This is a genomic window from Burkholderia sp. AU28863 (assembly GCF_002223195.1).
In the GTDB taxonomy this organism is placed as follows: domain Bacteria; phylum Pseudomonadota; class Gammaproteobacteria; order Burkholderiales; family Burkholderiaceae; genus Burkholderia; species Burkholderia sola.
Map to the genome: position 1 here is coordinate 376,662 of NZ_NKFE01000008.1, position 13,187 is coordinate 389,848.

Annotated in this window: 10 protein-coding genes and 2 pseudogenes; 4 read left to right on the top strand and 8 right to left on the bottom strand. The window is 65.4% G+C overall.

The window, feature by feature from the left end:
- Nucleotides 1–20 precede the first annotated feature (20 nt).
- A complete protein-coding gene (tldD, locus tag CFB81_RS31490; protein WP_089437753.1) occupies nucleotides 21–1,508 on the top strand; it encodes a metalloprotease TldD in 1,488 nt (495 codons plus the stop codon).
- Between the two features lie 97 nt (nucleotides 1,509–1,605).
- Nucleotides 1,606–1,968 carry a Fis family transcriptional regulator gene (locus CFB81_RS31495; protein WP_256976395.1) on the top strand — a complete coding sequence of 121 codons (363 nt, stop codon included), beginning with the start codon at nucleotides 1,606–1,608 and terminating at the stop codon, nucleotides 1,966–1,968.
- 77 nt (nucleotides 1,969–2,045) lie between these two features.
- Here CFB81_RS31495 and CFB81_RS31500 read toward each other — a convergent pair whose 3' ends face one another.
- The gene (locus CFB81_RS31500) at nucleotides 2,046–2,597 is read right to left on the bottom strand and encodes a sigma-70 family RNA polymerase sigma factor (protein WP_084044105.1); all 552 of its coding nucleotides are present in this window, start codon (nucleotides 2,595–2,597) and stop codon (nucleotides 2,046–2,048) included.
- 73 nt (nucleotides 2,598–2,670) lie between these two features.
- Nucleotides 2,671–3,030, bottom strand: a complete 360-nt coding sequence (locus tag CFB81_RS35880) for a hypothetical protein (RefSeq protein ID WP_141723345.1) — start codon at nucleotides 3,028–3,030, stop codon at nucleotides 2,671–2,673.
- A 147-nt stretch (nucleotides 3,031–3,177) separates the two neighbouring features.
- On the opposite strand from CFB81_RS35880, the pseudogene CFB81_RS31505 reads away from it, so the two are divergent.
- A pseudogene (locus CFB81_RS31505) lies at nucleotides 3,178–4,623 on the top strand (leucyl aminopeptidase); the annotation flags it as partial.
- Nucleotides 4,624–4,832: 209 nt separating this feature from the next.
- Here the strand turns inward: CFB81_RS31505 and CFB81_RS31510 are convergent.
- From CFB81_RS31510 to CFB81_RS31520, 3 genes are all read right to left on the bottom strand, one after another.
- Nucleotides 4,833–5,996 (bottom strand): helix-turn-helix domain-containing protein, encoded by a 1,164-nt coding sequence (locus CFB81_RS31510; protein ID WP_256976432.1) that lies wholly within the window; start codon nucleotides 5,994–5,996, stop codon nucleotides 4,833–4,835.
- A 170-nt stretch (nucleotides 5,997–6,166) separates the two neighbouring features.
- Nucleotides 6,167–7,294, bottom strand: coding sequence for an NAD(P)-dependent alcohol dehydrogenase (locus CFB81_RS31515; protein WP_089437757.1), 1,128 nt, complete (start codon nucleotides 7,292–7,294; stop codon nucleotides 6,167–6,169).
- A gap of 14 nt (nucleotides 7,295–7,308) precedes the next feature.
- Nucleotides 7,309–8,778, bottom strand: a complete 1,470-nt coding sequence (locus CFB81_RS31520) for a benzaldehyde dehydrogenase (RefSeq protein WP_089437758.1) — start codon at nucleotides 8,776–8,778, stop codon at nucleotides 7,309–7,311.
- Between the two features lie 193 nt (nucleotides 8,779–8,971).
- Between CFB81_RS31520 and CFB81_RS31525 the strand changes: the two are divergent.
- Nucleotides 8,972–9,296 (top strand): annotated as a pseudogene (locus CFB81_RS31525) (integrase core domain-containing protein); the annotation flags it as partial.
- A 127-nt stretch (nucleotides 9,297–9,423) separates the two neighbouring features.
- On the opposite strand, the gene CFB81_RS31530 reads toward CFB81_RS31525, so the two are convergent.
- From CFB81_RS31530 to CFB81_RS31540, 3 genes are read right to left on the bottom strand one after another with little or no spacing between them, the layout of a single operon-like run.
- Nucleotides 9,424–10,395, bottom strand: coding sequence for a PDR/VanB family oxidoreductase (locus tag CFB81_RS31530; protein WP_256976396.1), 972 nt, complete (start codon nucleotides 10,393–10,395; stop codon nucleotides 9,424–9,426).
- Nucleotides 10,396–10,437: 42 nt separating this feature from the next.
- On the bottom strand, nucleotides 10,438–11,793 hold the full coding sequence (locus tag CFB81_RS31535) for an SLC13 family permease (RefSeq protein WP_089437760.1): 1,356 nt from the start codon (nucleotides 11,791–11,793) through the stop codon (nucleotides 10,438–10,440).
- Nucleotides 11,794–11,841: 48 nt separating this feature from the next.
- Entirely contained in the window at nucleotides 11,842–13,068 is a 1,227-nt protein-coding gene (locus tag CFB81_RS31540; RefSeq protein WP_069616968.1) for an aromatic ring-hydroxylating dioxygenase subunit alpha, read from the bottom strand.
- Between the last annotated feature and the right edge of the window lie 119 nt (nucleotides 13,069–13,187).

The window sequence follows — 13,187 nt, forward strand, 5'->3', positions numbered from 1 at the left end:
TCACATACCGGTACGACACCATGCTGGACACGCACGAAACCCTGACTGACACCCGCGACCCCTCGCTCGACGACATGCGTCGCGCGGCGTATGCAGGGCTGCTCGACAAACACGGCATCGACGAAACGCACTTGTTCGCCGCGCTGAACAGCGCGCTCGGGCAGTCCGGCGACTTCGCCGACATCTATCTGAAGGAGTCGATCGCCGAATCGTGGTCGCTAGAAGGCGGCGCCGTGCGGGGCGGCGCCTGGCAGTGCGATTCGGGATTCGGCATTCGCGTGCTGAACGGCGAGGAGACGACGTTCGCAAGTTCGCAACGAATCGGGGCGGACGCGTTGCGCACGATCGCGCGGCAGATTCGTTCGGGACCGGAGGTTCTGTCCCGCGTAACGCCGCGCGGCGAACCAGCCGGCTCCGCGGCGGCGCGATCGATCTATCTTCCGCGCGCCTCGCTTAGCGCGATCGGCGCTGAGCGGAAACTTGCGCTGCTCAAGCGTGTGGACGAACTGGCACGTTCGAAGGATCGGCGCGTGATCGAGGTCAACGCCATGCTCGCCGCGACGCACGAGACAGTGTGGATCGCGCGTTGCGACGGACTCAGTGTCGGCGATGTGCGACCCATGCTGCGGTTGGCGATCAACGTTCGGGTCAAATCGGGCGACCGGATCGAAAGCGCGAGCGGCGGGATCGGCGGTCGCTACGGGATCGCTTCGTGGTCGGACGATGACATCCGCACGCTGGTGTACGACCGCGTCGAAGCCGCGCTGACGAAACTGGATGCACGACCCGCGCCGGCGGGAACGATGACGGTCGTCGTCGGGCCGGGCTGGAACGGCGTGCTGTTGCACGAAGCCGTGGGCCATGGTCTCGAGGCCGACGGCATACGGCGCAAGACCTCGGTGTTCGCGGGCCGCATCGGCGAGCGCGTGGCGGCGCGTCACGTCACCATCGTCGACGACGGCACGCTCGAAGGCCGCCGCGGTTCGCTCAATATCGACGACGAAGGCTGTCCGACGCAACGCACGGTATTGATCGAGGACGGCGTGTTGCGCGGCTGCATGCAGGACTCGCTCAATGCGCGCCTGATGAACATGCGGCCGACGGGCAATGGCCGCCGCGAGGGCTATGCGGTGTTGCCGATGCCCCGCATGACCAACACGTTCATGCTCAACGGCGATCGCGAACACGAGGAGATCATTGCGTCGGTGAAGCGCGGGATATACGTGGCGGGGCTCGAGGGCGGGCAGGTCGACATCACGAGCGGGCAGTTCGTGTTCGAGGCGTCGGAAGCATTCCTGATCGAAAACGGCAGGCTCTGCGCACCCGTGAAAGGCGCGACGATCACCGGCAACGGGCTGGACACGATCCAGAAAATCAGCATGGTCGGCAACAACCTCGAACTCGACACGGGCCGCGCCGTGTGCGGCAAGGCCGGCCAGTCGGTGCCGGTGAGCGTGGGGCAGCCTACCGTTCGCGTGGACGACATGACGGTGGGCGGAACGGCATGACGAATGCGTGCGGACGGATGGCAAGTCGACGATGAGAGGGTGGACACAGCGCCTCGACCAGTCGAGGGTCCGGTCGCGGGCGGACAAGACGGAGCTTTTGCCGTTACCGAAGGCCATTCGCGATGCGCTTTCACTGGAGTATCACCTTCAGCTCGAAGCGCTGCGCGCCGGGGCCGGCTCGCTGGTCGCACTGCGCATCCTGTTGCGCGTGGCGATGGCCGCCGCGATGCTGCGCGAGCTCGGCTATGGCGGGCAACACCTGCATGCGTCCGACGAATACGAGCGCATCGCCGGCGATGCCTATGAATCGGGAGAGGAAGGCCGCTACGGATTCGATCCGGCCGCCTTTCGCGTGTTCGCGGCGCTCGTGACGGATCATGACTCGCAACTGGAGGCAGCGCCCGTGCGGGCGATCGACATCGTCGCACGGCAACTGGAGCGACCCGGTGCGGCGCAGTGAAAGCGGCACGTTCGCGACCATGAACGGCTCGGGAGGAGGTCAGCCGGCAGCCGAGCGCCGACGCGGGCGCAGCCGGCTCATGCCATCAGATAGCATTGCGTCAGCGCCTGCGCGATATATTTGCGCACCATGCTCACCGACACCCCGAGCTGCTCGGCGATTTCAGCGTGCGTGAGGCCGTCGATCTGACTCATCACGAACGCGCTTTTCGCGTTGGGTGACAGGCCGTTCAACGCCTGATCCACGAGCAAGAGCGCCTGCGTCACTTCCGCCATGCTTTCCGCCGACGGCATGACGGCTTCTTCCCGATGGACGAGCGTGTCCAGGTACGCGCGTTCCAGATCGCGGCGGCGCCACATCTCGTAGGTGAGGCGCTGTGCGATGACCGTGAGAAAGGCGCGCGCATCGCGCACGGCTGTCAGGTCCTGCACATCCGCCAGTTCGGCGAACGACGACGCCGCCAGATCTTCCGCGTCGGCCGGCGAGCCGACGCGCCTTTGCAGTTTCGACTTCAGCCACGCGTAGCTCGCGCGGAATTCACTCGTCAACCATGCCGCGCGCGAACGCGTGCGCTCGTCGTCGACATCGCATCTCGTGGGGGAGCCGCTGATCGGTGAACTGTAATTCATATGAAACGGATTCCTGGACCCGTGGCGTCAAGGCTCGCAAGCGTGCACGAAAACGGCACGTGAGAAGCGCACATTATTTGCGCCGCCACGCCTCTGGAAGTGACAACGTCTCTGCGCAGCGCCCAGGCTTGAGTATGCCATTGCAAAAACCGCCGGACTCAAAGTGGTTTGAAACCAACGCAATATTTTGTGCCGTCGTTTCGCCGTCGAAGGACCACGCCGTCATCGGCCGATAAGTCTGACGAATACGTGAACGATACGGATACAGCATCATCGACGGAACCAGGGAATCGTCGAATCGGGATGACGCGACGATCGGAACGAGGACGGCTAATTCGCGGCGTCGCAACCTGCGCGGAAAATGCATTCCGCCGAGCACCGCCGCAGCGGAAAAACGTCCTTCATTTCGGCCGACCGGCGATTTAATTCGCAAAAGTCGTTTGCGTCGTGACGCGTACGATCTCGGCAGTGTCGGGGCAGGGCCGGGAACCGCCCGCCGTGACGTTTCCCCTTACTTCCGAGTTGTGCTCGATCCATGAATTTTCTGCTCTGCACGCCTGCCGAAGGCTACGCCTCCGATGCCGATTGCCTCGTGATCGGTTTGTTCGAAAACCAGAAACCGTCCGCGACGTGGGCGATTCCCGATCGCGCGGTCGCGGCACGCATCGACCGTTTGTGGAAGGCAGGCGATATCGACGGAAAGGTCGGTTCGACATACTGGTTGCACGAAGTGCAACACATGGGCGCGTCGCGCATCTTGCTGGTCGGGCTCGGCACATCGGAAGCGCTCGACCGTCGACGTTACGGGCAGGCACTGCGTGCTGCCTGGCGCGCCGTACTCGCCACCCGGCTCACGAGGGTGAATATCGCGCTGACACTCGCGCCGGTGATCGACCTCGACGCAGCCGCCCGCGTGCGCGCTGCGGTGCTTGAATTGCGCGACGAGCGTTATCGCTTCGTCGACATGAAAAGCGAGAAAGAGGATGTTCCTGGCTCATTGACCGCGGCGGTGTTCGCTGTCGAAGCCGATGCGATGAAAGCCGCGAAGCGCGCCATCCGGCACGCCGTGGCGCTGGCAAACGGCATCGATCTCGCACGCGATCTCGGCAATATGCCGGGCAACGTTTGCACGCCCGCATGGCTGGGGAATACGGCAAGAAAGATTGCCCGTGGCCGGGACATGAAGGTGGACGTGTTGGGACCCCAACGTATCACCGCGTTGAAAATGGGCGCATTCCTGAGCGTCGCGCGCGGTTCGGCACAGCCGGCGCAACTGATCGTCCTCCAGTATCGCTGCGCCGGCGCGCGCACGGCGCCGGTCGTGCTCGTCGGCAAAGGTATCACGTTCGATTCGGGCGGCATTTCGCTCAAGCCTGCCGAAGCCATGGACGAGATGAAATACGACATGTGCGGGGCGGCCGCGGTGCTGGGTGCGATGCGGGCTGTCGCCGAGATGGGGCTGCGGTTGAATGTCGTCACGATCATTCCGGCTTGCGAGAACATGCCCGGCGGCGATGCGAACAAGCCGGGCGACATCGTCACGAGCATGAAGGGCCTCACGATCGAGGTGCTCAACACCGACGCGGAGGGGCGACTCATTCTGTGCGATGCCCTCACGTATGCGGAGCGCTTCCGGCCCGCCGCCGTGATCGACGTGGCCACGCTCACGGGAGCGTGCGTCGTCGCGCTCGGCCATCATCGCAGCGGCCTGTTCGCAAATGACGATGCGCTTGCCGACGCGTTGCTGCATGCGTCTGAAGCCGCGTCGGACGCGATATGGCGTATGCCCGTCGACGACGCGTACGGCGAGCAACTGAAATCGAATTTCGCCGATCTGGCGAATATCGGCGGACGCGCAGCGGGCAGTATTACGGCGGCCTGTTTTCTGTCACGCTTTGCGCAGGCATATCCGTGGGCGCATCTCGACATCGCAGGTACCGCGTGGCGAAGCGGCGCGACGAAAGGCGCGACCGGCCGGCCGGTCGCATTGCTCGTGGAGTTCCTCGCGAGTCGCGCGCAAGCGTGAATTCGCGCGTCGCACGCCGCCTCGCTTGAGCCCTGTGCGATGCGCGACGGTGAACCGGCGCGCACCTTTGCGAATGACTGGCTGCGACTACACGAGACTAACGGATGAGACCCAAACATGTATTGGCCTTTGGGGGGCGGCGCAAGCCTGTTATCAGCGTGAACAAGCCCTAAGCGCCATTGCCACGCGACCTGCTTCACTCCGCATCGTCAATGCGATCCGTCGTGCTCGATCCCCGCCGCATCGCGCTGCCGCAATTTCGCGTACAGCGTCGTGCGTGAAATGCCGAGTTGCCGCGCGGCCGCCGACACGTTGCCGTCGTGCTCGTCGAGCGCGCGCCGGATCGCGTCGAGCGACTGTTCGTGCAGGCTCGCCTGGGGGCCGGCGGCCGGCGCCGCGCGGCACACGTCGGCGGCGTCTTCGAGCACGTCGGCGTGGCGCGTTGCGGCGGCGCGATCGAGCGGCGCGCGCACGGCGCGCACCCATACGTGGCTACCATCGTCGCGCGCGATCCGTTGCGGCGTGCGCGCCGGTGTCAGCAAACGACGCCGCTGCGCGGGCGTCGCGCCGGGAAACAGCTGCCGCAGATCATGCGGCGCCACCGGCCCGGCAGGCGCGAGGCCGAGCATCTGGCGCGCCAGGCGGCTCACAGCGCGCACGCGGCCCGCTTCGTCGAGCGCAATGACGCCGGCGAGCGGCGTGTCGAGCCAGCGCGGATCGAATTGCACCTGCAACAGATGGCAGTCGCGCAGCATCGCATAGAGGCGCTGTTCGGCGGACAGCGACGCGTGCCGGAACGGTTCGTGCAATTGCGTGACATTGCGCCGGCCGATGCCGGTGATATCGAGTGCGCCGATCACTTCGCCGTCGAAGCCGACCAGCGGCACCGCGAGACAGAACACCCGCGAGAACTCGTGGAGATAATGCTGCGCGCCCGCGACGACGGCCTCGGCGCCGTCGTGAATCACGCAGCTCGGCGCGGTCGTGCCGATGTTCGGCTCGACGATCCGGCGCCCGGCGACGATCGGCGTCAGCAGCGCGTCGTCGCATTGCGGGCTGCGCCGCGCATGGACGATCGTGCCGTGCGGATTGACGCACATGATCGTCCATTCCCTGCCGCCGAATGCGGCCCACAGCGGCTCGATTTCCTGCGCGACGCAGCGATGGAGCCGTCGGTCCGCGCGGGATTCGTCGCGCTCGCGCTGCATTTCATAGCGGGCGGTTTGCCACGGCCGGAGCCCGGCGTCGCGCGAGCGCAGCCATGAGCGCGCGACGCTGGCCGGCAACGCCGTTTCCGGCAGCGGCTCGCCCGCGGCGAAGCGGGCGCGGAGCCGGTCGAGATCGACCGGCCGTGCAGGGGATTCGGGGGCCATGTTCACGCTGCGCTCCATGTGGGTCGAAGGTCCGGGCGCGCATGCCGCGCCGGCGTGTCGAGCGAATGCGTAATATAGCCCGGTGCCCGGAATGCGGCATTTTCCTCCCCCGAGGGCGTCGTCGCGTGCCGCCGCGAGGCGTCGGCGGCCCGCACGGCGCCCGCGCGCGCTCAGTGCGGCAACCGCAGGATCGGCTTGAGCGTGATCCCCTTGCTGCTGTCTTCCGCCGCCTGGTTGATCTGGTCGAGCGGATAGAACTTCACCAGCCGGTCGAACGGAAACCGCCCTTGCAGATATAGCTGCACGAGCTGCGGAATGAACGTCTGCGGCACGCTGTCGCCTTCGACGATGCCGCGGATCGTATGGCCGCCGAGCAGCAGGCTGTTCACGTCGAATTCGGCTTTCGTACCGAGCTTCGGCGCGCCGACCACGCCCATCGTGCCGCGCGAGCCGAGCGCGTCGATCCCTTGCGACAGCACGGCCGGCAGCCCGGTCGATTCGAGCGCGTAGTCGACGCCGCCGCCGGTGATCTCGCGGATCGCGTCGACCACGTCGACTTCCCGGCTGTTGATCGCGTGCGTCGCGCCGAGCTCCAGCGCCAGCGCGAGCCGCGACGGCACGATGTCGACCGCGATGATCGTCGTCGCGCCCGCGATGCGCGCGGCCATCACGGCGCTCATGCCGACCGCCCCCGCACCGAAGCTCGCGAAGCTGCTGCCCGGGCGCACCGCCAGCGAGTGGATTACCGCGCCCGCGCCGGTCTGGATCCCGCAGCCGAGCGGGCCGAGCAGTTCGAGCGGCGCTTCCTTCGGCACCCGGATCGCGTTGTTCTCGCGCGCAAGCGCGTAGCTCGCGAACGACGACTGCGCGAAGAAATGATCGTGCAGCGGTTGTCCGGCTTCGTCGCGGATGGCCGTCTGCCCGTCGGTGTCGGCGCCGCCGAAATTCAGCGCGAAGAACTGCCGGCAATACGCGCCGTGACCGCCGACGCAGGACGCGCAATGGCCGCACGCGCCGTAGGTCAGCACGACGTGATCGCCGGCGGCGAGCGTCTTCACGTTCGGGCCGACCGCCTCGATCACGCCGGCGCCTTCGTGACCGAGCACGGCCGGCAGCGGCACCGGATAGTACTGGTCGCGCACGATCAGGTCGGTATGGCACAAGCCGGTCGCGACGACGCGCACCAGTACCTCGTCGCCGCGCGGCGCGCGGATGCGGGCCGCTTCGATCGAGAAGGGTGCGCCGGCGGCGCGTGCGACGGCCGCGGTGACGGCGCGTGTATCGTTGTCGGTGTACATGGTCGGTCTCCTCGTCAAATCGGATACAGCGGCGCTTCGCCCTTGATCGTCAGCCACTGCCACTGCGTGAATTCCTCCCAGTTTGCCGCACCGCCGATACTCGTGCCATTGCCCGATGCGCCGACGCCGCCGAACGGATTGATCACTTCATCGTTGACCGTCTGGTCGTTGATGTGCAGCAACCCTGTGTTCAACCGCTCGCCGATCCTCAGCGCGCGGCCGACGTCGGCGGACAGGATCGCCATCGACAGCCCGTATTCGGTCAGGTTCGCGAGTGCGATCGCGTCTTCGTCGGTATCGAACGGCACGACGATCGCCACCGGCCCGAAAATCTCCTCGTCGAATGCCGGATTGCCCGGCGCGACGCCGCTCAGCACGGTCGGCTCGAAGAACAGCCCGCGATGATTGCCGCCCGTTTCGACCCGTGCGCCCGCGCGGCGGGCCGCGTCGACCACGCTCGCCGCATGGTCGCGTTGCGCGGCGTTGATCAGCGGGCCGAGGCCGACGTCGCCGGTGGCCGGGTCGCCGACGTGCAGGCTTCTCGCCTTCTCGACGAGCTTCGCGACGAAGCGGTCGTGAATCGCGCGCTGCACGAGCACGCGGCCGGTCGCCATGCAGATCTGGCCTTGGTGCAGATACGCGCCCCACGCGGTGTTCGCGACCGCGCGGTCGAGATCGGCATCGTCGAGCACGATCAGCGAGTTCTTGCCGCCGAGTTCGAGCGATACCTTCTTCAGGTGGCGGCCCGCCGCTTCGCCGACCTTGCGCCCGGCCGCGGTGGAGCCGGTGAACTGGATCATCGCGACGTGCGGATCGGCGACCAGCGCCGCGCCGGCCGCGCCGTCGCCGGGCAGCACGTGCAGCACGCCCTCGGGCAAGCCGGCGAGCTCGAACACGCGGGCGATCGCGACGCCGCCGCACACGGCGGTGCGCGGATCGGGCTTCAGCACGACCGCGTTGCCGAGCGCGAGCGCCGGCGCGACCGCGCGTATCGCGAGGTACAGCGGGAAATTGAACGGCGAGATCACGCCGACCACGCCGCGCGGGCGGCGGCGCGCGAGCGACAACCGGCCGGCCGCCGATGGCAGCACTTCGCCGGCCGCGCGCGACGGCAGCCCGGCAGCTTCGTGCAGCGCCTTGATCGTGACGGACGTTTCGAACGCCGCCTTCGCGCGCGTCGAGCCGCTTTCGCGCACGAGCCAGTCGACGATCGAATCGAAGTGCGTTTCGGCGACGGTCGCCGCGCGGCGCAGGACCGCCGCGCGCGCGTCGTAGGGCAGGGCGAACCATCCGGGTTGGGTGCGGTGTGCGACGGCCGATGCTTCGGCGATGGCTGCGCCGTCGGCGAGACCGATGCGGCCGAGCGTGTTGCCGGTCGCCGGCTCGATCACGTCGGCCGCGTGCGGGCTTGCGCGCCAGCGGCCGGTGAAGATCTTGCCGCGCCAGATGTCGGTGTCGAACAGTACGGGGTGGGTGCTATCCATGTGCGCTCCTGGGGAATTCGGATCGGCCGGATCGTTGCCTGGGCGTCGACCGGCATGCGCGCGAGGGTAGGCGGGGGTGGAGAAGCGGGGCTATCCGGGTTTCTTCCCATCCGTCGGGGCCGCGTGGGTCGGTGGGGGTTTGCGTTGATGTGTGCGGAAACTGAACAGTCATTGCACGGATTCTTGCGGCACGTCAGAGGATGGCGGCGAATTCATTGCGAGGGCGCTCAACCAATGGGCGTACGAGAATGGCGTGGAAATCGACTTCTCGCGTCCACGCAAGCCGACCGTCAATGCGAAAAATGAATCGTGCAACGGACGCTTTCGAAAGGAATGCCTCAGCGCCCATGGGTTCGTGTCGCTCGAGGACGCCGGACGCAAAATCGAAGTCTGGTGCGAGCACTATGACGAGGCGCCCTCACTCTGCGCTGCAGTGGATGACACCGGCGGAATTCGCCCGCCAGTGCTCCTATCGGGCCGGTTCGGCCTGCCCCGAAGAGCCGGAATTTTCCAATTAAGGCCAGGACGGCAATCGGGCCGGCCTCAATGCCGGCATTTTCCAGTTTCAAACGGGACAGTTTTGTGAGCCAGGGTCGGGGATGAGGTAGGTTTTTTGCAAGAACGCAACATGATTGGGAGGCAAGCTCAGATATCGAGCACCAGACGCTCACCTCGGCAGCGCGACACGCACGGCATCACGCAATCGTTGCGCGCCTTGTCCGCCGGACTCAAAAACGCGTCCCTGTGATCGGGCGTACCGCCGAGAACCGCGGTACGGCACGCGCCGCAAATACCTGCCTCGCACGAAGTCTCGACCTCGATCCCGTGTTCATAGAGCACATCGGTGATGGATTGGTCGGCTGGGATGGAAAGCACGCGCTTCGAGCGCGCCAGCTCGATGATGAATTCCCGCTCTCCCCCTTCGGCCGCGTCCGTGCAAACCGGCGCGGAGAAATGTTCGTAGTGAACGTGGGCAGCAGGCAGGCGCGAAGCCGCGATTGCGTTCACCGCGTCCATGAACGGGGCCGGACCGCAAAAGTAGAGATGCGAGCGCACGTCCATCTCGGCGACGATCTCGCCGATTTTCGCGGTCGTCGCCGAAGGCGTCAGGCCGACGTGGAGATTCGACACACTGGCGAATTGCCGTTGCACGGTCTCCACGTAAGCAGCGCTGTCCATCGAGCGAATAAAGTAATGCAACGCAAACGGCCGCTTCGCGCGCGTCAGATCGTGCATCATCGCCAGCAATGGGGTAATGCCGATGCCGGCGGCCAGCAGCACGCTCGGACTGTCGTCGTCGGCCAACGAAAAATAGTTGAGCGGCACGCCGACGCGCAGCACGTCGCCGACCCGGAGCGCGTCATGCACGTGCGCCGAGCCGCCGCGCGAGGCGGCTTCGAGTTTCACGGCGATTTCATAGAAGCCGCGCTCGGCGGGTGCATTGCACAGCGAATACTTGCGGGTCAGCCCATCGCGCAGATGCAGGTCGATATGGGCGCCCGCCGCGAACGAAGGAAGCGGCACGTCGGCGTCGTCACTCACCAGCCGAAGCGAGATCACATCGGAAGCGGCACGCTCGCGCGCGGCCACGCGCACGGCGATCAGATCGTGTTCCATGATTGAGTATCGAATGAGTTCGCAGGTATTGCATGACTGCGGTTACAGCAGCCCGATGAGCCGCCACCACAACGCATTGATCGGGATCACCAACAGCACGCCGAGCACGGCCGTCACCAGGCAATACTGGATGGCCGCGCGCCGGTCGAGCCGCGCCAGTTCGTTGCCGAACACAATCGGCGGCGACTGATACGGGAGAAACGTGGTGCCGTAGCCCATCACCTGCGACAGCAGTCCCACCTTAAGATGCGCTGCCTGCGCGAGCATCCGCGAGACGACCGGCACGAACAGCGCGGGCTCGGCGTTGGAGGTCACCGCGAAGCACAGTACGATCGACATCGCGCTCAGGACCAGATACGCGCCGAACGGGCTCTCGCGCAACGAGGCCAGCGCGAGATCGTCCGGAATGCGTACGCCGAGATGATTGACGAGCGCGGTCAAGCCGATGATCGCGGCGATAAACCACAGCAGATCCATCTTGACCGTGGCGGTGAAGCGCGTGAGTTGCTCCGCGGGCGAGGTCAGGAAGTACGCGAGCGTGAAGCCGAGTCCGACCCAGCCCGGCGCAATGTGGTGAATCGAATCGGTGAACCAGAATAGCAGCGTGATCATGAGCAGCACGATGGCATGCAGTTCGCGCGCGCTCATGCGCGCGCTCGCCGCCGGTATCGCCACTTCGTCGACTTTGTCCGCGAACAGCCAGTGCGACACACACACGAGAATCGCGCCGCGCACAAGCACGCCGGCCGGAAAGAAGTACAGCAGATATTCCGAGAAACGCAGATGCATACCGTGCGTCTGTTCGAGAATCCCCGCCATGATCACGTTCGGCAGATTTGCCGGCAGCACCGCCGCGGCCAGTTCATACGAGCCGACGATCACGAGCAGCAGAATGCCGCGTCGTCCTTTGGCGGATTCGCCCAGGCGCACCACGTCGCAATAGCCGATGGCGATCGGAATCAGGATCGCGATGCGGCCGAACGTGGAGGGCATCACCAGCGACAGCAGAAAGCTCAGCACCGCGAAGGCGAGCAGGGCTTTCAGATACGAGCCGCCGATGCGCCGCGCGAGCGCCATGCCGATGCGCTCGCTCAAACCGCTTTCCTTCAGCGCGAAGCCGATCGCGGAACCGCTGAACACCAGCCAGAATGCGCTCGACGCAAAGCCGGAGAAAATCTCCTGGGTCGGTACCGAGGTCAGCGTCGCGGCAAGAAAGAAGAACAGCAGCGACACCAGCAGACCGCCGATCATCGACGTCGCCCACAATACGATGCACGTAAAGACGATGGCGACGATCCGGGTATCCTGCGCTGACAGCAGCCCCCGCCAACCCAGCAGCACGATGGCCGCCAGCCCCAACACCAGCAGCGCCGGCGCAATCCTGTTTCTCGTGCTCAAGCGTTTTGCCTCGCGTGATTCGTGTGGATGAATGGCCGGGAGCGTCGCTCAACCACGCATCGCGGGTGACGTCGCCGGAATTTCGTACTCGATGTGCGAGTCGTCGAAAATGTCGGAGAATTCGCGGCTTTGCCGGAACGTGGGATCGGGTTCGCAACTCATCGGCAGATAGCCGCCCATCCACTGACGCAGATCGGTCACTTCAGGCGCGGCGCCGTAGACGTTCGCTACCGGCCGCTCGCCGCGCGCCACGGCTTCGATCTGCTCCTGCAGCATCTGCCGGAACATCACGATGCCGCGATCGGAGGCGCCGAGATTCTCGCGCGAGCGGTCCAGGATCGGGCCCTGTGTTTCGACCGCCATGGCGTCCTGACTCATGAACGTGTCCATCAGGTAACGGCCGGCGACGTCGGTGCGCTTCGGTTGCTGTACGATTTTCGGCGCTTCGCTGGCGGTCACGGCGGCGCCGTCGGCGGAAGGCTTAAACGAGACCCAGACGATGCGCGTGGTCGTGTCGTCGACCGGCACGCGCCAATGCATTTCGGTCATGATGCGCAGCATGTTCGGGAACACCATCAGGTTGCCCCAGCCACGTCCCGCCGACGCGTACTCCCAACTCTTCACGATGCCCCAGTCGAAACGCTGGAAGCCGAAGCGTTTGAACGGCTTGCCGAAACCGGAACGGTCGGTCATGCCGAGATGTTCGAAATACTTCGAGTGCGTGTAGAACGTATGCGTGACGTCGACGGCATTTTCCTGCACTTGGAACCAATTGCAGGCCAGGTCGTCCTGCACTTCGAAGTGACGGACGCCATCATTTCTCACCAGAATGTCCCAGTTCGGAAACGCGGGCTTGTGCTCGGCCGGTCCCATGTAAGCGAAGATCAGGCCGCCGCATTCGTGAGTCGCGTAGCTGTCGATCATCTTCTTGCAGACGCGGCTGGCTTTCGCCGATTCGAACGGACGCTCGACGCATTCTCCCGCCGCGTTGTAGAGCCAGCCGTGATAGGCGCAACGAATCTTTTCACCCTCGACGAAGCCGTACAGCAACGAGGCACCGCGATGCGGACAACGCTCCTGCACCAGCAGCACGTCGCCACCTTCGGTGCGCGCCAGCACGAGATCCTCGCCGAGAACCCGCACCTGCTTCGTCTGGCCGGGCTCGGCCAGTTCCGACGAATATCCCACCGGATGCCAGTAGCGCCGCAGCAAATCGCCGCACGGTGTATTGGGTCCGACGCGCGTGAGCAATTCGTTGGTTGCGTGGTCAAGCATGGTTCTCATCTCTCTCAGGTAATAGCGGGCGTTTAAACCCGGAACGTTTCTATGCCGAAGACGACGGCCATCGCCTTCAGTCGATTTGAAATCTATTTTTTTAGACTAAACAAACTCAA